Below are 25,445 nucleotides of genomic sequence, written 5' to 3' on the forward strand. Positions count from 1 at the left end.
GGTAAGAATACGGCTTTAAAAATTGAATGAATAACGCTATGTTTGGATTAAAATAATCTAATTTTTAGATGAATCATGCACAAGACCACGCTGGAACAATGGGCGCTATTGGAAAAAGTGATTGAGCTGGGCAGCTTTGCCAAAGCCGCGGAAGAGACCAACCGCAGCCAGTCTTCGGTGAGCTATAACCTGGCGCTGCTGCAGGAACGTTTAGGAGTGGCGCTGCTGGCGCCGTCCGGACGGCGAGCGGTGCTGACGCCCGCTGGCGAACTGCTGCTCAATCAGGTGAAACCGTTACTGAAGGCCTTTTCGTGGGTTGAGACCCACGCCGCGACGCTGCGCAACGGCGTGCGCACCCGTCTGGATCTGGTCGTCGACAGCATTTTCCCCCGCCAGCGGCTGTTCGCCATTCTGCGTCAGTTTCAGCAACGCTACCCGCAAACTCAGGTTCGGCTGACCGAAGTGCTGGAAAACGTCGATGAGGCAAGCGCCGCCCGCAGCGAGGCCGACGTGATGGTCTTAACCCGTCGCCAGGATATTACCGGACGCGGCGAATGGCTGATGAATATCGACTTTATCGCGGTCGCCCATCGCGACCATCCGCTGTCGCAATCGGATGAATTGCTGGACGACAACGCGCTGGCCCCCTGGCCGCTGATCCGCATTGCCGACCGTAGCGGCGATGCCTCATCCACCCGCGATGCCTGGACCTTTTCTACTATTGATGCCGCCATTGATGCGGTGCTGTATCAGGTGGGATTCGGCTGGTTGCCGGAGGAGCGGATACGCGCACATCTGGAACAGGGCGTGCTGAAAGCGCTGCCGCTGAGCCATGGCGCCCGCCGCGCCACGCCGCTGCATTTGATAGTCAAGCGGGACCTGGCGCCGCTCGATGAACAGGTCACCACCCTGTTGGATTTGTTCAGACAATCGTAATCATATGCTACATATGATTTTGTTATGGTTTTCTCCCAACATATTGATCCAGGTTACTCCTTAAGTATGACAAATTATTAAAATCGTCATACTTTTCGTTCCTTCTGGATGTAAACCTTGTCTATTTTCCGCACCACCTTGCTGGCGCTCTGCGCCTGCATTCCTCTGCTCGCGCCCGCCGCCATGCATGAAATCGCCATCGCCTGGCCGGTTAACGTCGGTCCTCTCAATCCACATCTGTATACGCCGAACCAAATGTTCGCCCAAAGTATGGTGTATGAGCCGCTAGTCAAATATCAGGCTAATGGCCGGGTTACCCCCTGGCTGGCTACCCGCTGGATCCACTCAGCCGATGGTAAAATCTGGCGTTTCACCCTACGTGATGATGTCTACTTCTCCAACGGCGAACCTTTTAACGCCCAGGCCGCGGTGGCCAATTTTCAGGCGGTGCTGGCCAACCGCCAGCGGCACGCCTGGCTGGAGTTGACCAATCAGATAACGGACGTTCAAGCGCTCAGCGATAACGAACTACAAATCACCCTGAAAAGCGCCTACTACCCGTTCCTGCAGGAACTCGCCCTTCCCCGCCCGTTTCGTTTTATCGCCCCCTCGCAGTTTGTTGACGGTAGTACCCAACGAGGCATCAAGGCGCCCATCGGCACCGGTCCGTGGATGCTGGCCAGCTCGCAGCTTAATCAGCAGGATGTACTGGTACGCAACCCGCGCTACTGGGGAAAAAAACCGGCGCTTGAGAAAGTCACCGTGAAAGTGATCCCCGATGCCACCAGCCGGGCGGTCGCCTTTGAAACCGGTGAAGTTGATCTGCTGTATGGTGATGAAGGGCTACTGCCGCTGGATACGTTCGCCCGTTTTCGCCAGCAGGACGCGTACCGCACGCGTCTTTCCGCCCCGACGCAAACCGTGATGCTGGCGCTCAATACGCTGCAAGCGCCAACGAATGAACTGGCGGTACGCGAGGCGCTTAACTATGCCGTCAATAAACAGGCGCTCATTGACGGCGTGCTGTACGGCACTCAGCAGGTCGCCGATACGCTTTTCGCGCCCTCGGTACCTTACGCGCCGGATAACCTGCTGGCGCGCCGCTTCAATCCGGATAAGGCCCGTACGCTACTGGAAAACGCCGGCTGGACGCTAACGCCCGGCAAGGATATTCGTGAAAAAGACGGGCGCCCGTTGCGACTTGAACTGGCTTTTATCGGCACCGATGCGCTGGCTAAGTCGATGGCGGAAATCATCCAGGCCGACCTGCGCCAGGTAGGTATCGATGTCGGGTTGGTCGGCGAAGAGGAGAGCAGTATCTATGCCCGCCAGCACGATGGCCGCTTCACGATGATCTTCAACCATACCTGGGGAGCGCCGTTCGACCCGCACGCGTTTATGAGTTCGATGCGCGTCCCTTCGCACGCCGACTATCAGGCGCAGCGTGGCCTGCCGGATAAGGCAATCATTGATCAAGAGATAGGAGAGGTCCTGACCACCACCGACGAGAGCCGCCGTCGCGAACTGTATCGCGATATCCTCACCCGTCTGCACAACGAAGCGGTCTATCTGCCGATAAGCTACGTCTCGCTGATGTCCGTCGCCCGCAAAACGCTGGGCGAAGTGCCCTTCGCGCCGGTGACCACCGATCTGCCGTTAGAGCTGATTACGCCGGTGGCGCCATGATGCTGAAATATCTTCTTCGCCGCCTGCTCCCGCTGCCGTTGATGCTGCTTGCCGCCTCGGCGATCATCTTCCTGTTGTTACGTCTTGGCGCCGGCGACCCGGCGCTGGACTATTTGCGCCTCTCCAACGTGCCGCCCACCAGCGAAATGATTGCCGCTACCCGCGAGCAGCTCGGGCTCAATCAGCCGCTGGCGCGGCAGTATCTACACTGGCTGTGGCGCGCGCTACATCTCGATTTCGGCGTCTCCTACGCCAGCCAGCGCCCGGTGCTGGACGACCTGCTCCATTTTCTGCCGGCGACGCTGCAGCTCACCGGCGCGGCGCTGGTGATTATTCTGCTGACCTCGCTACCGCTGGGGATCTGGGCCGCGCGCCATCGCGACCGATTACCCGATTTCGCCGTACGTTTGATTGCCTTCCTCGGTGTCTCAATGCCCAACTTCTGGCTGGCGTTTTTGCTGGTAATGTTCTTTTCCGTCCATCTGCGCTGGCTACCGGCGATGGGCTACGGCGGCTGGCGACATCTGCTGCTGCCGGCGTTCTCCATCGCCCTGATGTCGCTGGCGATCAATGCTCGCCTACTGCGCGCCAGCATGCTGGAAGTGTCCAGTCAGCGCCACGTGGTCTGGGCGCGTCTGCGCGGGCTGAGCGAAGGTCAGATTGAGCGGCGACACGTGCTGCGTAACGCGACCTTGCCGGTGGTGACGGCGCTGGGTATGCACATCGGCGAGCTGATTGGCGGCACGATGATCATCGAAAATATCTTCGCCTGGCCCGGCGTCGGTCGCTATGCGGTTTCCGCGATTTTCAATCGCGACTACCCGGTAATCCAATGCTTTACCCTGATGATGGTGGCGGTGTTCGTGCTGGCCAATCTGGCGGTCGACCTGCTTAACGCCGCGCTCGATCCGCGCCTGCGCCGCCATGAGGAGGCCGCCGTATGACGCTGTTCGCGACCTTCCGCTGGCCGGTAAAACTGGCGCTACTCATTATTGTGCTGTTGGCGGCAATCGCCATGAGCAGCGGCTGGTGGCTGCCCTATGACCCGGCGGCCATCGATCTCCATCAACGTCTGCTCTCTCCAGGCGAGGCCCACTGGCTCGGTACCGATCACCTCGGCCGTGATATTTTCTCGCGCCTGCTGGCCGCCACCCGCGTCTCGCTGGGCGCGGTGATGGCCTGCCTGCTGCTGGTGCTGCTGATAGGCCTTACGGTCGGCGGCAGCGCCGGGATGGTGGGCGGCCGCGTCGATCGCGGCCTGATGCGCCTGGCCGAGCTATTTATGACCTTCCCGACTTCAATACTCTCGTTCTTTATGGTCGGCGTACTCGGTACCGGTCTTAGCAACGTGATTATCGCCATTGCGCTGTCGCACTGGGCCTGGTACGCAAGGATGGTGCGTAACCTGGTGGTCTCTCTGCGCCAGCGCGAGTTTATTCTCGCCGCGCGCCTGAGCGGCGCGGGCCATTGGCCATTGTTCCGTGACCATCTGGCCGGTGCGGTGCTCCCTTCGCTGCTGGTGCTCGCCTCGCTGGATATCGGTCATATGATGCTCCACGTAGCCGGGATGTCGTTCCTCGGCCTCGGCGTCAGCGCGCCAACGGCGGAATGGGGGGTGATGATCAACGACGCCCGCCAGTACATCTGGACGCAGCCGCTGCAAATGGTCTGGCCCGGACTGGCGCTGTTTATCAGCGTGATGGCTTTTAATCTGGTGGGCGACGCGCTGCGCGATCGTCTCGATCCTCAGCTGATCGCGGAGCATAACCACTGATGCCGCAAAAGATCCAACTGGAACAACTTTCGCTCGTCGCCGACCGTCCGCTGGTCAGCGACGTTTCCCTTACCCTGCGCCGCGGTCAGGTGCTGGCGCTGCTCGGCAGTAGCGGCAGCGGTAAATCGCTGACCTGCGCCGCCACGCTCGGTATTTTACCGCCTGGCGTCAGGCAAACCGCGGGCCGGGTGCTGCTCGACGGTATCCCGGTGTACGGCGAACAGCTGCGCGGCGCGACCATCGCCACCATTATGCAAAATCCGCGCAGCGCCTTTAATCCGCTGCACACCATGGCGGCGCATGCGCGGGAAACCTGTCGGGCGACGGGTTACGAAGTCAATAACGCCGCCCTGCTGGCAACGATGGAAGAAGTGGGACTGGAAAATCCTCTCTCGCTACTTAAGCGTTATCCCTTCGAGATGAGCGGCGGCATGCTGCAGCGGATGATGGTGGCCCTGGCCCTGCTCAGCCGCGCGCCGTTTATTATCGCCGATGAACCGACCACCGACCTTGATGCCGTCGCCCAGGCGCGCATTCTCAACCTGCTGGCGGATATCGTCGCCAATCGCGGGCAGGGACTGCTACTGGTGACCCATGATATGGGCGTTGTCGCCCGTCTGGCGCATGACGTGGCGGTGATGGAAAACGGTCGTATTGTTGAACGCTGCGACGTTAACACGCTATTTAGCGCCCCGCAGCACCCGCTCAGCCAGCGCCTGCTGGCCGCCCATCTGGCGCTGTATGGCCTGGAGAAAACACCATGAATTTACTCAGCGTAAACGCAGTGAGCCACGATTACCCCCATCATGGCCCGGTATTGCGCGATATCCAGTTCGACATCGCCTCCGGTGAAACGATGGCGCTGCTCGGGCGCAGCGGCTGCGGCAAAAGTACCCTGGCGCGGATGCTGGTCGGTCTCGAAACGCCGCGGTATGGCGAGGTCGCCTGGCGCGGCGCGTCGCTGACCTCCCTGAAGGGGGAGGCGATCGGCGCCTTTCGCCGCGATATTCAGTTGGTGTTTCAGGATGCCATTAGCGCGGTGAATCCGCGCAAAACGGTGCGCGAGATTATCAACGAGCCGCTGCGGCACCTGTTTAGTTTATCGCGCGATGAGCGTACGCAGCGGGTGGAGGAGATGCTGCTGGCGGTTGACCTCGCCCCGGCGCTGCTCGACAAGCGTCCGGCGCAGCTCAGCGGCGGACAGCTGCAGCGCGTGTGCCTGGCGCGGGCGCTGGTGGTCCGGCCGCAGCTATTAATTCTCGACGAAGCGGTATCGAATCTCGATCTGATGCTTCAGGCGGAAATTATCGCCCTGCTCAAACGCCTGCAGGCGCAGTTCGCCACCGCCTGCCTGTTCATCACCCACGACCTGCGGCTGGTGGAGCGTTTTTGCCAGCGCGTGCTGGTGATGGAGAGCGGACGTATCGTCGAAACGGCAACGGTTAGTCTGCCGCTGCGCCTTACATCCGCTGCCGGACAGGCGCTACAGCGCGCGGTGCTCCCGCCCTTTCCCCACACTCTGCTTAACGAGGCCATGCCATGCAGCGCGTAACCCTGACTCTGGATGATGACCTGCTGGCCGCGCTCGACGCGCACAGTGCCCACCGCGGCTATCACAACCGCTCAGAAGCGGTGCGCGATATTCTGCGTGACGCGCTTCACCACAATCCGCTGCAACAGGCGGCGCAGCGCGGCTATGCGGTCCTGTCGTACGTGTATGAGCATGAAAAACGCGAACTGGCGAGCCGGCTGGTCGCCTCTTCGCATCAGCATCACGATCTCTCGGTCGCCACGTTACATGTCCACATCAATCATGATGACTGTCTGGAGATCGCGGTGCTGAAAGGCAACATGGACGAAGTACAGCATTTTGCCGACGAGGTGATTGCCCAGCGCGGCGTGCGGCATGGGCATTTGCAGTGTTTAGCGGATGATAATTAAAACGATGGCAATTTGATGCAGACTGTTTTAAGCCTGTTTGAGACGTTCATTGAGCGTCTCAAGGATCCAGGTATTTACGGAAACCTGCTCCTCTGCAGCGGCGGAGCTAAGACGCTCACCAAATGATTCAGGATAGCGCAATGTGAAGGTTTTCAGCTTTTCCGGCTGAGCGTAAGGCTCGATGCCCGCTTCACGACAATCAGCAAGATATTCCTGTAATGATATCTCGCCCTCCTGTTGTAACCCTTGAATGCTATCGGAAACAAAATCGCAATATCCTGATAATCCCAGGAACTTACCGCGGAATGCATTGAGTTCAGGCACGTAGTTGATAACAGCAGGCTGCCCGGCAATCTCCATTGAATTTGGCGTTTTAGGTTTGATCATGGTTTTACCCCTCCTTGCCGCATGAGTTCACCTACTGAAATCATTTTTCTGATAGCACAATGTGAAGTCAACTTCTTACCAGGCAAACTTTGTTTATCAACAGTTGATAAACCACATAAACTATACACTTTGTTAATTATCCCTGTTCGCCAATAATGGCGCCTCATTTAACGATCTCGTTATGGCGAGGCTCCTGCATAAATACAAGTTACCGCCCTGTTGGTATCGAGAGAGACCACTCAGGGAAATACAGGCTTCCATCGAATCAAGGTGTTGCCAAGGTAACTTCTGGCGGTATTAACCGTTCAGATACGTTATGCAGTGCTAAAACCAGGACGTAGGGATCTGCCTGCGCTAACCCTGTCTTGTTCGCCCCTATGAGTGATTTTTTATAGGGATTTTAATCATGTCTTCCATTCAACTCTGCGCCGCGCATCAGGCGACCTCTGGCTTCGACGGCGATGCGATCGCCCAGTACATGCGTACCGACTTTATTACGCTGCAGGAACATTTCAGCGTCCATGAGGCGCGTGAACACTTTATCTCGCAGCTCGCCAGCGACGATATCCCCGGCCAGGTATTTGTCGTCGCCGGTAACAAGCTGCGCGGCAGCTTATCAGTCAAAAAACTATTGCAGGAGGTAGAGGTAGGCCAGTCTATTCGCTACCTGATGGACAGCTGTCTGTTCCGCGTTAAACCCGACGATGAGCGCCCTCAGGTCATTGCCGAACTCACCGAGCGCGGCCTCGATCTGGTGCCGGTTGTCGATAAAGGCGAGCTGGTCGGCTGCCTGATGGAAAAGGAGATAGCCCATCTGCTGGAGGATGACGTCACCGAAGACGCCCAGCTGCAAGGGGCGACGCTACCGCTGGAAAAACCGTATCTGGAAATCAGTCCGTGGACGCTGTGGAAGAAACGCTCGGTCTGGCTGCTACTGTTATTTGTTGCCGAAGCCTACACCAGCAGCGTGCTGCAGCATTTTGAAGAGGCGCTGGAATCTGCCATCGCGCTGGCCTTCTTCATCCCGTTACTGATCGGCACCGGCGGCAACAGCGGAACTCAGATAACCTCAACGCTGGTGCGTTCGATGGCGTTGGGTGAAGTCCGCTTACGTGACATGGGACGGGTTATCCGCAAAGAGGTGTCGACCTCGTTTCTGATTGCCCTGACCCTGGGTCTGGCGGGCTGCCTGCGCGCCTGGATGATGGGGATTGGCATGGAAATCACGCTGATCGTCAGCCTGACGCTGGTCTGCATTACTCTGTGGAGCGCAGTGGTGTCTTCGGTTATTCCGATGTTGCTTAAGCGGGTCGGTATCGACCCGGCGGTGGTTTCCGCGCCGTTTATCGCCACGCTGATTGATGGCACCGGGCTGATTATCTATTTCAAAATCGCCCAGTATTTTCTTGGGCTGAACTGATCGAAACAGCCCGGGCGCCAGGGTGCCCGGGCTCTCGGATTAAATTTCCGCCAATGCCTGCGCGCAGGCCCAGGCGCTTGACCACGCCCACTGGAAGTTATAGCCGCCAAGCCAGCCGGTGACGTCCATCACTTCACCGATAAAGTAAAGCCCCGGCGCTTTGCGCGCCTCCATGGTGCGTGACGAAAGCTCATTGGTATCCACGCCGCCGAGCGTCACTTCCGCGGTACGATAACCTTCAGTGCCGTTCGGCTGCACGCGCCAGGCAGTTAACGTCTCCACCAGCGTCTGCTGATCGCGAACGTTCAGTTGTTTCAGTGTCACATCAGGTATCTGCCCAAGCTGCTGTAAACATTCGACCAGCCGCTTCGGCAACTGCATTGCAAGGGTGTTTTTCAGGCTTTGGTTCGGATGAGCGCCCCGCTGCTCGTTGAGGAACGCCTCAAGATCGCAGTCCGGCAGCAGGTTGACGGTGACAAACTCGCCGGGCTGCCAGTAGCTGGAAATCTGCAGCACCGCTGGGCCGGAAAGGCCGCGATGGGTAAACAGCAAATTTTCGCGGAACAGCGTACCGTTCTCGGCGGTAATGGTAGCTGGCACCGAAACGCCAGAAAGCACCTGCAGCTGTTCAAGCAGCGGTTTATGCAGGGTAAATGGCACCAGCCCGGCGCGGGTCGGCAGCACCTTCAGGCCAAACTGCTCGGCTACCTTGTAGCCAAACGGCGACGCGCCGAGCCCCGGCATCGACAGGCCGCCGGAGGCGATCACCAGCTTCTTCGCCGCCAGCGTTTCGCCGTTCACCTGTAGCCGGTAGCCTTGTTCATCGCGTTCGACGCTGAGAATTTCGCTACGTAGACGGATCTGTACGCCGCCTTTTTCACATTCCGACAGCAGCAGATTGACGATTTGCTCCGCTGAATCATCACAAAACAGCTGGCCCAGCGTTTTCTCATGCCAGGCAATGCCATATTTACCGACCAGTTCTATAAAATCCCACTGGGTGTAGCGCGCCAGCGCAGATTTGCAAAAATGCGGGTTTTGGCTGAGATATGCCGCGGGTTCGACATACATGTTGGTAAAGTTGCAGCGTCCGCCGCCGGACATCAGGATTTTGCGCCCCGGCTTTTTGCCATTATCGAGCAGCAGCACCCGGCAACCCAACTGCCCCGCCTGCGCCGCACAAAACATTCCCGCCGCACCGGCGCCGATTACAATGGCATCAAACCTTTCCACTCAACTTTCCTCATTCCCGAATTGTCGGGAATTGTAAATATTTCACTCTGGTCACACCAGCACGAAAAAAACAACATTCAGTTACGTCTTTGAAAGATATAGGATTACTCCCAACCGGGTAAAACCCAAACAGGAAGAAAATCAAAAAAAGTCTATATTTCACTTTGCCCGCGCCGCTAAAGTCACTGATAATGCGCCGCGTTCATGTCCTCAAAATGGCGTAACGTCCTATGCTACATTTATTTGCCGGTCTGGATTTACATACCGGACTATTATTATTGCTTGCTTTAGCTTTTGTACTGTTTTACGAAGCGATTAACGGTTTTCATGATACCGCAAACGCTGTTGCAACGGTGATCTACACTCGCGCAATGCGGTCGCAGCTTGCTGTTGCGATGGCGGCACTCTTCAACTTTTTCGGCGTTCTGCTGGGCGGTCTCAGCGTAGCCTATGCCATCGTGCATATGCTGCCAACGGACCTGCTGCTTAACATGGGTTCCGCACATGGCCTCGCCATGGTGTTCTCTATGCTGCTGGCGGCCATCATCTGGAACCTCGGAACCTGGTATTTTGGCCTCCCGGCCTCCAGTTCTCACACCCTGATTGGCGCCATCATCGGTATTGGTTTAACCAATGCGCTGATGACCGGTACTTCAGTGGTGGATGCGCTGAATATCCCGAAAGTCATCGGCATTTTTGCCTCGCTTATCGTCTCGCCGATCGTTGGCCTGGTGGTAGCGGGCGGCCTGATTTTCATTCTGCGTCGTTACTGGAGCGGTACCAAAAAACGTGCTCGTATCCACCTGACCCCAGCGGAACGCGAAAAGAAAGACGGTAAGAAAAAACCGCCGTTCTGGACCCGTATCGCGCTGATCCTGTCCGCTATTGGCGTGTCGTTCTCGCACGGCGCCAACGATGGGCAGAAAGGCATTGGTCTGGTCATGCTGGTACTGATTGGCGTCGCGCCGGCGGGCTTCGTGGTCAACATGAACGCGTCAGGTTACGAAATCACTCGTACCCGCGATGCGGTCAACAACGTGGAAACCTTCTTCCAACAGCGTCCTGAGCTGCTGAAGAAAGCCACCGGCGTTGATCAACTGGTTCCGTCACCGGAAACCAACACCGCGGCCAACGGCGAGTTTCACTGCCATCCGGCGAACACCATCAACGCGCTTGACCGCGTGAAGACGATGCTCACCGGAACGGAAAGCTACGATTCGCTGTCAGTGGATCAGCGCGGCCAGCTGCGTCGTATTATGCTCTGCATCTCCGACACCACCGACAAAGTGGCCAAACTGCCGGATGTGAGCTCTGACGACCAGCGCCTGCTGAAGAAACTGAAAACCGATATGCTGAGCACCATCGAGTACGCGCCAATCTGGATCATTATGGCGGTCGCGCTGGCGCTGGGTATTGGTACCATGATCGGCTGGCGCCGCGTGGCGACCACTATCGGCGAGAAGATTGGTAAGAAGGGTATGACCTACGCGCAAGGTATGTCCGCACAGATGACCGCTGCGGTGTCTATCGGCCTTGCAAGCTACACCGGGATGCCTGTTTCTACCACCCACGTGCTCTCCTCCTCGGTTGCGGGGACGATGCTCGTTGATGGCGGCGGTCTGCAGAAGAAAACCGTCACCAGCATCCTGATGGCATGGGTACTCACCCTGCCGGCAGCCATTTTGCTGTCAGGCGTGCTGTACTGGCTGGCTCTGAAGCTTATCTAAGCAGTAGTCATGCGAAAAATGGGTCAGGAAACTGGCCCATTTTTTTTGCCGTCTATTCAGTGCAGCTCAATGCCAGATAAGCAGCGCAATCATACTCACCAGCACCAGACCACATAGCGCGCTAGTCAGGATGAACTGCCGGCGAACACGCTCACAGCGACGAATAAACTCGTCATCATGATGATCGCGATATCGTTGGGCATAGATATACCAAACCAGCCGCATTTGTTTACTGGGCTGCCCATGCGAGGTGAAAAAACCTCCGCCATCAACATATTGATAGAGCAAGGGATCGCAACCACGTAGCACAACCAATAATGCACGCAACGATGAGAAATAGCGTGCCATATTCACCACACAAACGATACACAGGGCCCAAAACAGCGCAACAGTGCTGATCATACTTCCTCCCCGGCGACCCATCCACGGAGATCCCTCCGGGACTACCGCTCCCCAATATCATCCAACCCACCGTACAGTAAAAGAGTGCGATACCGGTCACGTTTATTTATCCAACCGGCTCATTAAATAGTGTAGGAGATCAGTTAATTTTTTTACCACAAGGTTAATCGTTATCAATACGTAAGACGGAATAATTTGTTTAACTAACGGTGAACCAGGTGCATTGACGGAGTGCGAGGGGCGCTATATTGTAGAAATTATCTTCTACAATTAAGTCCTTAAAGGCTTAGCCCCCCGCGAATCTAGCTTGCAGGACGCGGGCGAATCGGCAGCACAGGCTGTCTGGTCCAACGGTCATCGACAACTTATGGAAGGAGTAACACTATGGCTTACAAACACATTCTTATTGCAGTAGACCTATCACCGGAAAGCAAAGTGCTGGTAGAGAAAGCGGTTTCTATGGCGCGTCCCTACAATGCGAAAGTTTCCCTGATTCACGTGGATGTGAATTACTCCGACCTCTACACCGGTCTTATCGATGTCAATCTGGGCGACATGCAGAAACGCATCTCTGAAGAGACGCACCACGCGCTGACCGAGCTTTCCACTAACGCCGGCTACCCGATTACCGAAACCCTGAGCGGCAGCGGCGATCTTGGCCAGGTGCTGGTCGACGCGATCAAAAAATACGATATGGACCTGGTGGTCTGCGGTCACCATCAGGACTTCTGGAGCAAGCTGATGTCCTCCGCGCGTCAGCTGATCAACACCGTTCACGTTGATATGCTGATCGTACCGTTGCGCGACGAAGAAGACGAATAATCCGCTTCTCCTCGCCAGCCAACGCCCGCACCTGCGGGCGTTTTTGTTTTTATGCTGTATCCCGCCTGAAGCGCACCGACCACATCAGGATATCAATCCAGATAATTAATATCGGTTAGTGTGATCAACCATTTATCAGAAATATTATCTATATAATAATCTATACATTCAGCCAATGACCGCATCATGATGGGTCATCAGACTTTTTCGGCGCGTTTTGGCAGACGCGTTCATACTTTTTGGGATAGCACTAAAAGGCGAAGGAATATGAAAACAACTGCACCTACGGGCTTGCTGCAGCAACCCCGTCCGTTCTTCATGATCTTTTTTGTAGAGTTATGGGAGCGTTTTGGCTATTACGGCGTCCAGGGCATCCTGGCGGTGTTCTTTGTTAAACAGCTTGGTTTCTCTCAGGAACAGGCATTTATCACCTTTGGCGCCTTCGCGGCGCTGGTCTACGGCCTCATTTCCATTGGCGGCTATGTCGGTGACCATCTGCTGGGAACCAAACGCACGCTGGTGCTCGGCGCCGTCGTGCTGGCTATCGGCTACTTTATGACCGGCCTGTCGCTGCTCAAACCCGATCTTATCTTTATCGCGCTTGGCACGATCGCCGTCGGCAACGGGCTGTTTAAAGCCAATCCCGCGAGCCTACTGTCAAAATGCTATCCGCCTAAAGATGCCCGTCTCGACGGCGCCTTCACCCTGTTTTATATGTCGATTAACATCGGTTCGCTGCTGTCGCTGTCGCTGGCGCCGGTTATTGCCGATAAGTTTGGCTACGCGGTAACCTACAACCTGTGCGGCGCCGGGCTTATCGTCGCGCTACTGGTCTACTTCGCCTGCCGCGGAATGGTGAAAGATATCGGTTCCACCCCGGATCACCAGCCGCTGAGTTTCCGTAATCTGCTGTACGTGCTGGTCGGCACCGTGGTGATGATTTTCCTCTGCGCCTGGCTGATGCATAACGTTAAAATCGCCAACCTGGTGCTGATTGTGCTGTCCATCGTGGTGACGATTTTCTTCTTCCGCGAAGCTTTTCGCCTCGATAAAACCGGCCGCAACAAGATGTTCGTCGCCTTCATCCTGATGCTCGAAGCGGTGGTGTTTTATATCCTGTACGCCCAGATGCCGACCTCGCTCAACTTCTTCGCCATCAATAACGTGCATCACGACATTCTCGGCATGACGATTAACCCGGTGAGTTTCCAGGCGTTGAATCCGTTCTGGGTGGTGGTCGCCAGCCCGGTACTGGCGGCTATCTACACCCATCTTGGCAACAAAGGCAAAGACCTGACCATGCCGATGAAATTCACTCTCGGCATGTTCCTGTGCGCGCTGGGCTTTCTGACCGCCGCGGCGGCCGGGATGTGGTTTGCCGACCCGCAGGGACTGACCTCGCCGTGGTTTATCGTGCTGGTTTATCTGTTCCAGAGTCTCGGCGAACTGCTGATTAGCGCCCTGGGACTGGCGATGGTTGCCGCGCTGGTGCCGCAGCGGCTGATGGGCTTTATTCTGGGGATGTGGTTCCTGACCCAGGCCGCCGCGTTCCTGATGGGCGGCTATGTCGCGACCTTCACCGCGGTACCGGAAAATATAACCGACCCGCTGCAGACGCTACCGATCTACACCAACGTGTTCAGTAAAATTGGCCTCGTGACCCTGGCGGTGACGGTGGTGATGGCCTTTATGGTGCCGTGGCTGAACCGGATGATAAATACCCCAGCCAGCGCCGAGTAACCCGTTAGCCGCCCCGGCGACAACCGCCGGGGCGAGAATAAAAGGCGGCAACGGCCGCCATTATTTTAATCTAGAGAACAAATGAAAAGCTGGCTTTAATATATATTTATAATATGTCTGTAGTAGAGCAAGCATAATTCTCAGTTTTCTCCCCACCACACTTTTTCCCCGCCTTATTATGCTAGAGTACATTACAGCGCGTCAGGCCTCACCTCATAAAAATGGCAAACTACGTTCATATTTATACATAATCATGCGGCGAATAATATAAAAGGAATTATTATGAATAATGGGTTTAAAAGGGATAACTTGCTCCAGATACTGAGCGAATTATTGCCAAATGAAACCATTGATGAACGGAAATATGTTCATGGTCTTATTCGTTCGAAGCCAGCGGTGCTGTACTTCGCCGATACACAAATAGTCCAGCTCAATCTTTCATTGTTTTATGATTACAAAGATAATTACCAGCGCATCCCTTATACTGATATACGCGAAATTAAAATGCGCAACGTTCTCTGGCGAAAGTTCGCGCTCATATATACCAATCCGATCGCGCCCATTGAAGTTGAAATGCCCGGCAAATGCCTCGGTTGCCCATGGCAGGCTGAAAACTTAAGCTATCTATTAGAGAATGATTTCTTTCAGAATAGTTGGCCTCATTAGGCCTTATTAAGTAGATACTGTTATCGGTTGGCAACTTTTTAAGGTTTTTCCCGGACGCGGCGCGTTGCGCCTTCTCCGGGCTACCAAATCGCATCGTGCTGTAGCCCCGGTAAGCGGCAGCGCCACCGGGGGATTTTGAGATCGCCAGCACCAGTAGTGTCAGCCATCATGGTGAATTAATTAAAGGCAGGCCGCACGGACCGTAGGTCGGGTAAGGCGTTAGCCGCCACCCGACAAAAAACGACACCGCGAGTAGCGAGCCCGGGTAAGGCGTAAGCCGTAGCCCGGATAAGGCGCGTTGCGCCGCTATCCGGGAGATACCATCACGGCGTAATATTACTCCGGCGTACCGGCATAAATATCAAACCGATGCCCTTTGGTCACCACCGCGTTCGGCGTGGCGACATCCGCCAGCGGCGGCGCATAATCCGGACGCTTCACCACCACTCGTTTGGTCGCCAGCTGTCGCGCCGGCGCCAGCAGGCCATCGGCGTCTAAATCGGGCCCTACCAGCGACTGAAATACCCGCATCTCTTTTTTGACCAGCGCGCTTTTCTGCTTATGGGGAAACATTGGATCCAGATACACCACCTGCGGGCGCGGGGTGATATCGGTCAGCGCATTCAGACTGGAAGCATGAATCAGCTGCAGGCGCTCCTGCAGCCAGCCGCCGATCTCCGCATCGGCATAGCCACGTTTCAAACCATCGTCGAGCAGCGCGGCGACCACCGGATTACGCTCCAGCATCCGCACGCGGCAGCCGACCGACGCCAGCACGAAGGCATCACGCCCCAGGCCGGCGGTGGCGTCGACAACATCCGGCAGATAATCGCCTTTAATACCCACCGCTTTGGCTACCGCTTCGCCGCGGCCGCCGCCAAACTTGCGCCGATGGGCCATCGCCCCGCCGACGAAATCGACAAAGATTCCGCCAAGTTTGGGCTCATCGCGCTTGCGCAGTTCCAGATGCTCGGCCGTCAACACCAGCGCCATCGGATTCTCAGCATCATGCTCCAGCCCCCAACGGGCGGCCAAAACAGATAAGGCGCCGTCACCGGCGCCTGTTTCATCAATTAAGCAGATCTTCACGTAGCAATCAGCCTTTGATCCCGTAATGCTCAAGCATCGCGTCCAGCTGCGGCTCGCGCCCGCGGAAGCGTTTGAACAGCACCATCGGCTCTTCGGAACCGCCGCGGCTCAGGATATTGTCGAGGAATGACTGACCGGTTTCGCGGTTGAAAATCCCCTCTTCTTCGAAGCGCGAGAAGGCATCCGCCGCCAGCACGTCGGCCCACAGGTAGCTGTAGTAGCCCGCCGCGTAGCCGCCCGCAAAGATGTGGCTGAATGCATGCGGGAAGCGGCCCCAGGTCGGGCCAGGCACCACGGCGACCTGCTTTTTAATCTCGGCCAGCGTCTCGAGGATTTTCGCCCCCTGCTCCGGCGAGTATTCCGCGTGTAGACGGAAATCGAACAGACCGAACTCCAGTTGGCGCAGAATAAACATCGCCGCCTGGTAGTTTTTCGCCGCCAGCATTTTCTCCAGCAGTTCCTGCGGCAGCGGTTCACCGGTTTCGTAATGACCGGAGATAAAGGCCAGCGCTTCCGGCTCCCAGCACCAGTTTTCCATAAACTGGCTCGGCAGCTCGACCGCATCCCACGGCACCCCGCTGATGCCGGAAACGCCAGCGGTATCAATGCGGGTCAGCATGTGGTGCAGACCATGGCCGAACTCGTGGAACAGGGTAATTACTTCATCGTGCGTGAACAGCGCCGGTTTGCCGTTTACCGGGCGGTTGAAGTTACAGGTCAGATAAGCGACCGGTTTTTGCAAGGAGCCATCCAGTTTACGCATCTGGCCGACGCAGTCGTCCATCCACGCCCCGCCGCGTTTATGTTCGCGAGCATACAGGTCGAGATAGAAGCTGCCGCGCAGCTCGTTATTTTCGTCATACAGCTCGAAGAAACGCACTTCCGGATGCCACACATCGACATCGGTACGCTCTTTGGCGGTGATGCCATAAATGCGCTTAACCACTTCAAACAGGCCGTTAACGGCTTTGTTTTCCGGGAAATACGGGCGCAGCTGCTCATCGCTGATGCTGTAGAGATGCTGTTTCTGTTTTTCGCTGTAGTAAGCGATATCCCACGGTTGCAGTTCATCGACGCCAAACTCGGCTTTGGCGAAAGCACGCAGCTGAGCTAGCTCTTTCTCGCCCTGAGGACGCGCGCGTTTTGCGAGGTCGGTCAGGAAATCGAGCACCTGCTGCGGGTTTTCGGCCATTTTGGTGGCCAGAGATTTAAAGGCGTAGCTGTCAAAGCCCAGCAGTTGCGCCAGTTCGTGACGCAGCGCGAGGATCTCCGCCATCACCGGGCTGTTATCCCATTTCCCAGCGTTCGGGCCCTGATCGGAGGCGCGAGTGGAATAGGCGCGATACATCTCTTCGCGCAGCGCCTGATTGTCGCAGTAGGTCATCACCGGCAGATAGCTCGGGATATCCAGCGTCAGCAGATACCCTTCCTGCTCTTTCGCCTGCGCCTGGGCCTGAGCGGCGGCCAGCGCGCTTTCCGGCATGCCAGCGAGATCGGCGACGTCGGTCACCAGCTTGTTCCAGCCCATGGTGGCATCAAGCACGTTGTTGCTGTACAGATTGCCAAGCTCAGAGAGGCGCGCGGCGATTTCGCCGTAGCGTTTCTGCGCTTCTGCCGGCAGGCCAATACCGGATAATTCGAAATCGCGCAGGGCGTTATCGACCGCTTTTTTCTGCGCGGTATTCAAGGTGGCGTAGTTATCGCCGTCGCGCAGGTCGCGGTAGGCTTTATACAGGCCTTCATGCTGGCCGACCCAGGTGCTGTACTCGGAGAGCAGCGGCAGCGTCTGTTCGTAGGCTTCACGCAGCTCCGGGCTGTTTTTTACCGAATTCAAATGGCTGATTGGCGAGAAGATGCGTCCCAGCACATCGTCCACTTCCGCCAGCGGCTGGCAAAGATTTTCCCAGCTATACGGCGCGCCGTGCGCCACCGCGCTTTCCACCGCGGCCCGGCAATCATCCAGCGCTTTGGTGACCGCAGGGACCACGTGCTCTGGTTTAATCGCAGAAAAAGGCGGCAATGAAAAAGGCGTCAGTAATGGATTGGTCATATGCGCTGTCCTGTTGAAGAAGGTGAATGAAGCACGCGTTCCGGCGCTTTTGCATGAGATCTAGAATGGGGGATAGTTGCGGGAATTTCAATGACAGGCGGTGCGACAGCGGCAATCCTGGGCGAACTGCGGTAAACTGTCGGTTAACTTGTTTACTTCCCGGAATCTCTGCATCCATGCTCAGTTATCGCCACAGCTTTCACGCAGGCAACCACGCCGACGTCCTTAAACACACCGTTCAGAGTTTGATCATTGAATCGCTGAAAGAGAAAGAAAAACCGTTTCTCTACCTGGACACCCACGCCGGCGCGGGCCGCTATCAGCTGAGCGGCGAGCACGCCGAACGTACTGGCGAATACCTTGAAGGCATCGCCCGTATCTGGCAGCAGGACGATCTGCCGACCGAGCTGGAGCCGTATATTTCGGTCGTCGAGCACTTCAACCGCAGCGGCCAGCTGCGTTACTACCCGGGTTCGCCGCTTATCGCGCGCCAGCTGCTGCGCGAGCAGGACAGCCTGCAAATGACCGAATTGCACCCGAGCGACTTCCCGCTGCTGCGCGCCGAGTTCCAGAAAGACAGCCGCGCGCGCGTCGACAAAGCCGATGGCTATCAGCAGCTGAAGGCCAAGCTGCCGCCGGTTTCCCGTCGCGGTCTGATTCTTATCGACCCGCCATACGAAATTAAAACCGATTATCAGGCGGTGGTCACCGGGATTAACGAAGGTTATAAACGCTTCGCCACCGGCACCTACGCGCTGTGGTATCCGGTGGTGCTGCGCGCGCAAATCAAACGCATGATTAAAGATTTAGAAGCCACAGGTATTCGCAAAATTCTGCAAATCGAGCTGGCGGTGCGTCCGGACAGCGACCAGCGCGGCATGACCGCCTCCGGGATGATCGTCATCAACCCGCCGTGGAAGCTGGAACAGCAGATGAATAACGTGCTGCCGTGGCTGCACAGCAAACTGGTTCCAGCCGGTACCGGTCACGCGACCGTGAGTTGGATCGTACCGGAGTAATCGCAACCATCGGTGGAACCTTTTAAGCCTCGCGCTACAATCGCGGCAATTAACGATTAAGGACATATGGGCATGAGCAAACATTATGATTACCTCGCCATCGGCGGCGGCAGCGGCGGTATCGCCTCGATTAACCGTGCGGCGATGTACGGCCAGAAGTGCGCGCTGATTGAAGCCAAAGAGCTGGGCGGCACCTGCGTCAACGTCGGCTGCGTGCCGAAAAAAGTGATGTGGCATGCGGCGCAGATCCGCGAAGCAATCCACCTGTATGGCCCGGATTACGGTTTCGATACCACCATCAATCATTTCGACTGGGATAAGCTGGTCGCCAGCCGCAGCGCCTATATCGACCGTATTCATACCTCTTACGACAACGTACTGGGTAAGAATAAAGTTGATGTTATCAAAGGGTTCGCGCGCTTTGTCGATGCCCACACCGTGGAAGTCAACGGCGAGACCATTACCGCCGATCATATCCTGATCGCCACCGGCGGCCGCCCGAGCCATCCGAACATTCCTGGTGTGGAATACGGTATTGATTCCGACGGTTTCTTCGAACTGCCGGCGCTGCCGAAGCGCGTAGCGGTAGTCGGCGCGGGCTATATTGCCGTTGAACTGGCTGGCGTGATTAACGGCCTGGGCGCCGAAACCCACCTGTTCGTGCGTAAACACGCGCCGCTGCGCAGCTTCGATCCGCTGATCGTTGAGACTCTGGTGGAAGTGATGAACGCCGAAGGCCCGCAGCTGCACACCAACGCTATTCCGAAAGCGGTAGTCAAGAATGCCGACGGTAGCCTGACTCTGGAGCTGGAAGATGGCCGCAGCCAGACCGTAGATTGCCTGATTTGGGCGATTGGCCGCGAACCGGCGACCGATAACTTCAACCTGGCGGCAACGGGCGTTAAAACCAACGATAAAGGCTACATCATCGTTGATAAGTTCCAGAACACCAACGTACCGGGCATCTACGCAGTGGGCGATAATACCGGCGCCGTCGAGCTGACGCCGGTCGCCGTGGCCGCAGGCCGTCGTCTGTCCGAACGTCTGTTTAACAACAAGCCGGAAGAGCACCTGGACTACAGCAACATCCCGACCGTAGTCTTCAGCCACCCGCCAATCGGCACCGTCGGCTTAACCGAGCCGCAGGCGCGCGAGCAGTACGGCGATGACGCCGTGAAGGTGTACAAATCGTCCTTCACCGCGATGTATACCGCCGTGACCTCTCACCGCCAGCCGTGCCGCATGAAGCTGGTCTGCGTCGGTCCGGAAGAAAAGATTGTCGGTATTCACGGTATCGGCTTCGGAATGGATGAGATGCTGCAGGGCTTTGCGGTGGCGCTGAAAATGGGCGCGACCAAAAAAGACTTCGACAACACCGTCGCCATTCACCCGACCGCAGCGGAAGAGTTTGTCACCATGCGTTAATCCGCACAGCCCCGTCTCAGGACGGGGCTTCATTATTGCTCCGTCACCAGATTACGCAGGATCTGATGGCCGATGTAGTTACTCCAGTTAAAGCTGTTTTGCAGCACCACCACCGCATTCTGATTCGCTTTATCGAAGCCGATATAGCTCGAATAGCCGCCGATGTAACCCACCTGATAGGTCAATTGCTGCTGACCAAACGTATCGGTCACCCAGGCAATGTTCGCTGCTTCAATTTGCCGCGGATAATAATCGACGCTAACGTCCCTGAATGCCTTATCCAGCGCCGTCTGCCCCGTGGGCGCGAAGTGAGCGCGGGCATAATTAATCAGATCGCCGGCGTCGCTGTACAGACTCGCCGCGCCAACCATGTTATTGGTGAACTGCCAGTCCGGCGTCAGCGCGCCGCGCGGTTTAAATTTCGGCTGATCGCCTGCATGTCCCAGCGCCCGCCACGGGTATTCGCGCAGCGTTTGCGGCTGGAAGCTGGTATTCCCCATCGCCAACGGCCGGAAGATCATCCGTGAAGCCAGCGTCTCAATCGATTCGCCGGTTTGGTATTTGAGGATATATCCCAGTATCGCAAAACCAAGGTTGGAGTAGCCCGGCTCGCGTTCCTGCGGCGCATTGAAGTTGCTCAGATAGCTCAACACGCCATCGGCATCGAGCTCGTGATAGAAGTTTTCACCGTCGTTAAGATAGGCCAATAGATGCTCAAGCGACAGCATATTCATCGGCTGACGCGGCAGCCCGGAGGTATGGGTGACCAGCTGCAGCAAGGTTATCTTACGGGCATCTTCGCTCAGCGCCGTACCCGGCGGCAGCAGAGTTTGTAAGGTGTCGTTCCAGTGCAAGCGTCCCTTGTTAACCAGCATCGTCACCACTTCAGCGGTTACGCCTTTACTTAACGAGCCGAGGGCAAAAAGCGTTTGCGGGGTTATCGGGTAGCGCTGCTTATCATCCGTCACGCCGAAGCAGTGAAATTCAGCCGGACCGTTGTGATGAATAACCGCCACCACCACGCCGCTAACCTGCTTTTCACGCATGTAATGGCTGACGAAAGCGTCGATGGAAAGCCGCTGCCCATCATTTCCCACCAGGCTGGTTTCATTGCTGGGCGGACTCATTTGCGACAGCGTACCGGAACAGCCTGAAACCAACAGTAATGCCAATAGCACAAGGCCTAACCGCCTGTTCAAACTTCACCTACCTGCCGCGCATTTTGGGATGAGATAAAAAATAGACGCGGATCGTAGCGGTATTACTCTGCCAGCGCAAAGCGAATACGCTGAAAAATAAATAAGCTCCAGGCTTAGGACGCTACGCCACGCCGTTATTGCCGTGGCGCATAAATGCCGGGCGCTGGTTAAGGGCCATATACCAGCGTTCGACGTTTGCCATCTCCGGGTGGGCGAACGGCGTCATTTTCCAGCGGTGCACCGAAAGTCCCAGCACGATATCCGCCAGCGTAAACGTCTCGCCGGTCAGCCACGCGCCGGTGCGCAGCAACTGGTTGTCGACAATCTGTACGCAACGCGTCCACGCGGCGATACTCTCTTTAATCGCCGCCGGGTCCTGGAAACGCGGGTCTTTACGCACCAGCCCCGTGAAAGCGTAGCGCCAGGCGCTATTAAACTCCGTCGCCTGCCAGTCCATCCAGTGTTCTACCTGCGCCGCGGCACGTAACGCCGAGGGTAGCAAATCCTCACGTCCGGCCTTACGCGCCAGATAGCGGCAGATGCTGTTCGACTCCCAAAGGACAAAATCGTCATCCACCAGCACCGGCACTAACGCATTCGGATTGAGCGCCAAAAATTCCGGCGTATCAAGCGGGCTATAGCCGCTACCATAATCTTCCTGCTGATACTCGATCCCCGCCTCTTCGCAGGTCCAGAGGACTTTACGCACGTTAATAGACGAGCGTTTACCCAAGATTCTTATCATCGTCAGCAACCCTTTTTCGTAATATGGCAGACATGAAGCTTGCCGGATAATGTGTATAGTGGATTGCAGAATAATTATCCACTACAGGTACTCTTACACATGGTCACTCCCTTCAACATTTTAACGCCGGGCAATATCCGCTTTGGCCGCGGGCAGGCCCGCAGCGCCGCGCCGTGGCTGGCGCAATATGATGCCCCGGTGCTGCTGGTTCACGGCGCGACCAAAAGCCGCGCCCAGTTTTTATTGAGTGAACTGACCGCATTGCATCTTCAGGTCAGCACGTTTGCTATCGCCAATGAACCCACGCTGGACGATATAGAACGCGGCGTACGGCTGGCGCGCGAGCGCGGCGTCGGTGCGGTGGTCAGCGTCGGCGGCGGCGCGGTCATTGATGCCGGTAAAGCCATTGCCGCGCTGGTCCCGGCAAGCGGGCCTGCCATCGACTATCTGGAAGTCGTCGGAACGGGGAGAATACTGGAAGCCAGCCCGCTACCGTTTGCCGCTATTCCCACAACGTCCGGCACCGGCGCGGAGGTCACTAAAAACGCGGTTATCAACGTCCCGCAGCAGCAGCGCAAAGTCAGCTTGCGTGACGACCGCATGCTGCCGCAGCTGGCGATTGTCGATCCGGCGTTAACGGATAACGCCCCCCGCGCCGTCACCCTCGGCTCCGGCCTTGATGCCTTAACTCAGGTTATCGAACCCTGGCTGTGCACCCGGGCGACGCCCTTCACCGATGCTCTGTGCCGGGAGGCGATCCCCCGCGGCATCGCCGCGTTAAAAACGCTGATGGAAAAAGAGTGTGCCGACAGCCGCGACGAGCTGGCCTGGGTCAGCCTGTGCGGCGGGCTGGCGCTGGCCAACGCCGGGCTGGGCGTGGTTCACGGTCTTGCGGGGCCGCTTGGCGGGCTAAGCGATGCCTCCCACGGCGCGCTCTGCGGCTGCCTGCTGCCCTTTGGGCTGGAACTCAATGAGTCGCAGGTAACCAATCCGGCGCTGCGCCAGCGTTTCCTCGACGTGCGCCAGTGGATCGCCGCCGGGCTTGGCGTCTCGCCGGATGACGCCTGGCAAAGCCTGCGCGAATGGAGCCAGCGCTCGGGGCTCGGCAATTTACGCGACCTCGGCGTGCCGCGCGAAGCGCTGGAACCCGCCGCGCTGGCGGCCAGTAGTTCATCGTCGATGAAAGCCAATCCGGTCACGCTGGATTCAGAGCAACTGCTGGAGATGCTGGAAGCCGCCTGGGAGTAAATGAGCCAACCGCCTGCGTTTACCCGGGGCGGTTCAAATTTTGTTGCATAATGAATGCTCCGAATTTCGTTTTCGCGCATTCACGATACCGGTAAATATTCACCCTTTAATTTCAAAGACCTGCTCTACTTCCCTGTCGTTTTTATGCACTGAAAAGCGTGACCTGACGCACAGTTTGTCTTCCGCAGACCGAAGCGAGTGTCTACGCTTATTAGAGAGCCCGGGCATGCCCGGCCCCTAAACTCACGCTATCCGGAGGCCTGTATCGCTATGTTCAGCCAGAAACTACGCAACGTTGATGACGACGAGTTGAGGATCGAAAACGATCCGTGCTACGAAGCCGATCCGTATGAGTTAAAACTGGATGAAATGTTCGACGCCGAACCAGAGCCGGAGATCATCGAAGGGCTACCGGCGTCCGACGCGCTGACCCCCGCCGACCGCTATCTCGAGTTGTTTACCAACGTCCAAAAGTCGCGCATTTTTCTTGATAGTAAAACCTTTCCCGACTGCGCGCCGAAACACGATCCGCTGGATATCCTGATGCACTATCGACGGGTTAAGCGTACGCCGGAGTTCGATTTGCGTCAGTTTGTGGAAGACAACTTCTGGCTGCCGGATAACCGCGCCGATGATTACACTTCTGATCCGAAACTGACGCTAAAAGAGCATATCGATAAGCTCTGGCCGGTGCTCACACGTGAACCGCAGGATCATATTCCGTGGTCGTCGCTGCTGGCGCTACCGCAGTCATATATCGTCCCCGGCGGGCGTTTTAGCGAGACCTACTACTGGGATTCCTACTTCACCATGCTGGGGCTGGCGGAAAGCGGCCGTGAAGATTTGCTCAAATGCATGGCCGACAACTTCGCCTGGATGATTGAAACCTACGGCCACATTCCCAACGGCAATCGCACCTACTATCTCAGCCGCTCCCAGCCGCCGGTGTTCGCCCTGATGGTGGAGCTGTTTGAGGAAGATGGCGTTCGCGGCGCGCGCCGCTATCTCGACCATCTCAAATTAGAGCACGCCTTCTGGATGGACGGCGCGGAATCGCTGATCCCTAACCAGGCCTACCGTCACGTGGTGCGTATGCCTGATGGTTCACTGCTTAACCGCTACTGGGACGACCGTGATACGCCGCGCGATGAATCCTGGCGAGAAGATGTCGAAACGGCGAAGCATTCCGGCCGCCCGCCAAACGAGGTCTATCGTGACCTGCGCGCCGGCGCGGCTTCCGGCTGGGACTACTCCAGCCGCTGGCTGCGCGATATCACCAGGCTGGCGAGTATCCGCACCACCCAGTTTATTCCCATCGACCTCAACGCTTTTCTGTTTAAGCTGGAAAATACCATCGCCAATCTTTCCGGCCTGAAGGGCGATCGCGAAGCTGAAGCCGAATTTCGCCGTAAAGCTAACGCACGCCGGGAGGCGGTGACCCGCTATCTGTGGGATGAAGAGTGCGGCTGTTTTCGCGATTACGACTGGCGCCGCGAACAGTTGGCCTTGTTCTCTGCCGCCAGTATCGTCACGCTATATGTCGGGATGGCGACTCACGCCCAGGCCGAACGGCTGGCGGACGCCGTACGCGCGCGTCTGCTCACCCCTGGCGGCATCATGGCGACGGAATATGAAAGCGGAGAACAGTGGGATAAACCCAACGGCTGGGCGCCGCTGCAGTGGATGGCGGTACAGGGATTCAAAATGTACGGCCACGACCCGCTCGGCGATGAAATCGCCCAGAGCTGGCTGCAGACGGTGAATCAATTTTATCTCAAACACCACAAGCTGATTGAGAAATATCATATCGCCAGCGGCGTCCCACATGAGGGCGGCGGCGGGGAGTATCCGCTGCAGGATGGCTTCGGCTGGACCAACGGCGTCGTGCGGCGACTCATCAGCCTGTACGGCGAGCCGAGGTCTTCATGAGGCACTT

At 56.9% G+C, this 25,445-nt stretch carries 23 protein-coding genes and 1 riboswitch; of the genes, 16 read left to right on the top strand and 7 right to left on the bottom strand.

Features of this window, described 5'->3' with window-relative positions; all coding sequences use genetic code 11:
- Window positions 1–75 precede the first annotated feature (75 nt).
- The 7 genes from PGR09_RS15175 to nikR all read left to right on the top strand — a co-directional run bounded on the left by PGR09_RS15175 (window position 76) and on the right by nikR (window position 6,337).
- Window positions 76–936, top strand: coding sequence for a LysR family transcriptional regulator (locus PGR09_RS15175; protein WP_049059225.1), 861 nt, complete (start codon window positions 76–78; stop codon window positions 934–936).
- A gap of 117 nt (window positions 937–1,053) precedes the next feature.
- Window positions 1,054–2,622 carry a nickel ABC transporter substrate-binding protein gene (gene nikA, locus PGR09_RS15180; protein ID WP_047078857.1) on the top strand — a complete coding sequence of 523 codons (1,569 nt, stop codon included), beginning with the start codon at window positions 1,054–1,056 and terminating at the stop codon, window positions 2,620–2,622.
- A complete protein-coding gene (gene nikB / locus PGR09_RS15185) occupies window positions 2,622–3,566 on the top strand; it encodes a nickel ABC transporter permease subunit NikB (RefSeq protein WP_045397197.1) in 945 nt (314 codons plus the stop codon). Before nikA ends, nikB begins: the two co-directional genes overlap by 1 nt.
- Window positions 3,563–4,396, top strand: a complete 834-nt coding sequence (gene nikC, locus PGR09_RS15190) for a nickel ABC transporter permease subunit NikC (protein WP_063415725.1) — start codon at window positions 3,563–3,565, stop codon at window positions 4,394–4,396. The genes nikB and nikC overlap by 4 nt, the downstream gene beginning before the upstream one ends.
- The gene (gene nikD, locus PGR09_RS15195) at window positions 4,396–5,160 is read left to right on the top strand and encodes a nickel import ATP-binding protein NikD (RefSeq protein WP_315711774.1); all 765 of its coding nucleotides are present in this window, start codon (window positions 4,396–4,398) and stop codon (window positions 5,158–5,160) included. The genes nikC and nikD overlap by 1 nt, the downstream gene beginning before the upstream one ends.
- A complete protein-coding gene (gene nikE, locus PGR09_RS15200) occupies window positions 5,157–5,948 on the top strand; it encodes a nickel import ATP-binding protein NikE (RefSeq protein ID WP_063415729.1) in 792 nt (263 codons plus the stop codon). The genes nikD and nikE overlap by 4 nt, the downstream gene beginning before the upstream one ends.
- Window positions 5,936–6,337, top strand: a complete 402-nt coding sequence (gene nikR, locus PGR09_RS15205) for a nickel-responsive transcriptional regulator NikR (RefSeq protein WP_049059221.1) — start codon at window positions 5,936–5,938, stop codon at window positions 6,335–6,337. The genes nikE and nikR overlap by 13 nt, the downstream gene beginning before the upstream one ends.
- A gap of 27 nt (window positions 6,338–6,364) precedes the next feature.
- On the opposite strand, the gene PGR09_RS15210 is transcribed toward nikR, so the two are convergent.
- Window positions 6,365–6,724 (bottom strand): type II toxin-antitoxin system HicB family antitoxin, encoded by a 360-nt coding sequence (locus PGR09_RS15210; protein ID WP_015703740.1) that lies wholly within the window; start codon window positions 6,722–6,724, stop codon window positions 6,365–6,367.
- Window positions 6,725–6,892: 168 nt separating this feature from the next.
- Window positions 6,893–7,074: riboswitch (M-box (ykoK) riboswitch) on the top strand.
- Window positions 7,075–7,130: 56 nt separating this feature from the next.
- On the opposite strand from PGR09_RS15210, the gene PGR09_RS15215 reads away from it, so the two are divergent.
- Window positions 7,131–8,144 carry a magnesium transporter gene (locus PGR09_RS15215; protein WP_320482746.1) on the top strand — a complete coding sequence of 338 codons (1,014 nt, stop codon included), beginning with the start codon at window positions 7,131–7,133 and terminating at the stop codon, window positions 8,142–8,144.
- 39 nt (window positions 8,145–8,183) lie between these two features.
- Here the strand turns inward: PGR09_RS15215 and PGR09_RS15220 are convergent, their stop codons facing one another.
- The gene (locus PGR09_RS15220) at window positions 8,184–9,377 is read right to left on the bottom strand and encodes an NAD(P)/FAD-dependent oxidoreductase (protein ID WP_430916276.1); all 1,194 of its coding nucleotides are present in this window, start codon (window positions 9,375–9,377) and stop codon (window positions 8,184–8,186) included.
- Between the two features lie 230 nt (window positions 9,378–9,607).
- On the opposite strand from PGR09_RS15220, the gene pitA reads away from it, so the two are divergent.
- Window positions 9,608–11,104 carry an inorganic phosphate transporter PitA gene (gene pitA, locus PGR09_RS15225; protein ID WP_045397146.1) on the top strand — a complete coding sequence of 499 codons (1,497 nt, stop codon included), beginning with the start codon at window positions 9,608–9,610 and terminating at the stop codon, window positions 11,102–11,104.
- 66 nt (window positions 11,105–11,170) lie between these two features.
- Here the strand turns inward: pitA and uspB are convergent, their stop codons facing one another.
- Window positions 11,171–11,506: a universal stress protein UspB gene (gene uspB / locus PGR09_RS15230; protein WP_015703743.1), complete on the bottom strand. Its 336-nt coding sequence runs from the start codon at window positions 11,504–11,506 to the stop codon at window positions 11,171–11,173.
- A gap of 384 nt (window positions 11,507–11,890) precedes the next feature.
- On the opposite strand from uspB, the gene uspA reads away from it, so the two are divergent.
- From uspA to PGR09_RS15245, 3 genes are all read left to right on the top strand, one after another.
- A complete protein-coding gene (gene uspA, locus PGR09_RS15235) occupies window positions 11,891–12,328 on the top strand; it encodes a universal stress protein UspA (protein ID WP_004145166.1) in 438 nt (145 codons plus the stop codon).
- A gap of 267 nt (window positions 12,329–12,595) precedes the next feature.
- Window positions 12,596–14,068: a dipeptide/tripeptide permease DtpB gene (gene dtpB, locus PGR09_RS15240; protein ID WP_430916277.1), complete on the top strand. Its 1,473-nt coding sequence runs from the start codon at window positions 12,596–12,598 to the stop codon at window positions 14,066–14,068.
- 282 nt (window positions 14,069–14,350) lie between these two features.
- Window positions 14,351–14,734, top strand: coding sequence for a hypothetical protein (locus tag PGR09_RS15245; protein WP_045397151.1), 384 nt, complete (start codon window positions 14,351–14,353; stop codon window positions 14,732–14,734).
- Between the two features lie 336 nt (window positions 14,735–15,070).
- On the opposite strand, the gene rsmJ is transcribed toward PGR09_RS15245, so the two are convergent.
- Window positions 15,071–15,823, bottom strand: a complete 753-nt coding sequence (rsmJ, locus tag PGR09_RS15250; RefSeq protein WP_047078852.1) for a 16S rRNA (guanine(1516)-N(2))-methyltransferase RsmJ — start codon at window positions 15,821–15,823, stop codon at window positions 15,071–15,073.
- Between the two features lie 7 nt (window positions 15,824–15,830).
- A complete protein-coding gene (gene prlC / locus PGR09_RS15255; protein ID WP_045397157.1) occupies window positions 15,831–17,873 on the bottom strand; it encodes an oligopeptidase A in 2,043 nt (680 codons plus the stop codon).
- Between the two features lie 176 nt (window positions 17,874–18,049).
- Between prlC and PGR09_RS15260 the strand changes: the two genes are divergently transcribed.
- Together PGR09_RS15260 and gorA are read left to right on the top strand one after the other, a co-directional pair.
- On the top strand, window positions 18,050–18,892 hold the full coding sequence (locus PGR09_RS15260; RefSeq protein ID WP_015703746.1) for a 23S rRNA (adenine(2030)-N(6))-methyltransferase RlmJ: 843 nt from the start codon (window positions 18,050–18,052) through the stop codon (window positions 18,890–18,892).
- A 72-nt stretch (window positions 18,893–18,964) separates the two neighbouring features.
- Entirely contained in the window at window positions 18,965–20,317 is a 1,353-nt protein-coding gene (gorA, locus tag PGR09_RS15265) for a glutathione-disulfide reductase (protein ID WP_045359206.1), read from the top strand.
- A 32-nt stretch (window positions 20,318–20,349) separates the two neighbouring features.
- Here gorA and PGR09_RS15270 read toward each other — a convergent pair whose 3' ends face one another.
- Entirely contained in the window at window positions 20,350–21,444 is a 1,095-nt protein-coding gene (locus PGR09_RS15270) for a serine hydrolase domain-containing protein (protein ID WP_047047836.1), read from the bottom strand.
- Window positions 21,445–21,637: 193 nt separating this feature from the next.
- Window positions 21,638–22,261 (bottom strand): glutathione S-transferase family protein, encoded by a 624-nt coding sequence (locus PGR09_RS15275; protein ID WP_047047833.1) that lies wholly within the window; start codon window positions 22,259–22,261, stop codon window positions 21,638–21,640.
- A 99-nt stretch (window positions 22,262–22,360) separates the two neighbouring features.
- Here PGR09_RS15275 and PGR09_RS15280 point away from each other — a divergent pair, with 99 nt between their 5' ends.
- Window positions 22,361–23,509: an iron-containing alcohol dehydrogenase gene (locus PGR09_RS15280; RefSeq protein WP_063415739.1), complete on the top strand. Its 1,149-nt coding sequence runs from the start codon at window positions 22,361–22,363 to the stop codon at window positions 23,507–23,509.
- A 270-nt stretch (window positions 23,510–23,779) separates the two neighbouring features.
- On the top strand, window positions 23,780–25,438 hold the full coding sequence (locus PGR09_RS15285; RefSeq protein WP_047078846.1) for an alpha,alpha-trehalase: 1,659 nt from the start codon (window positions 23,780–23,782) through the stop codon (window positions 25,436–25,438).
- Window positions 25,439–25,445 lie beyond the last annotated feature (7 nt).

Source organism: Klebsiella sp. 141251 (assembly GCF_050600725.1).
In the GTDB taxonomy this organism is placed as follows: Bacteria; Pseudomonadota; Gammaproteobacteria; order Enterobacterales; family Enterobacteriaceae; genus Klebsiella; species Klebsiella aerogenes.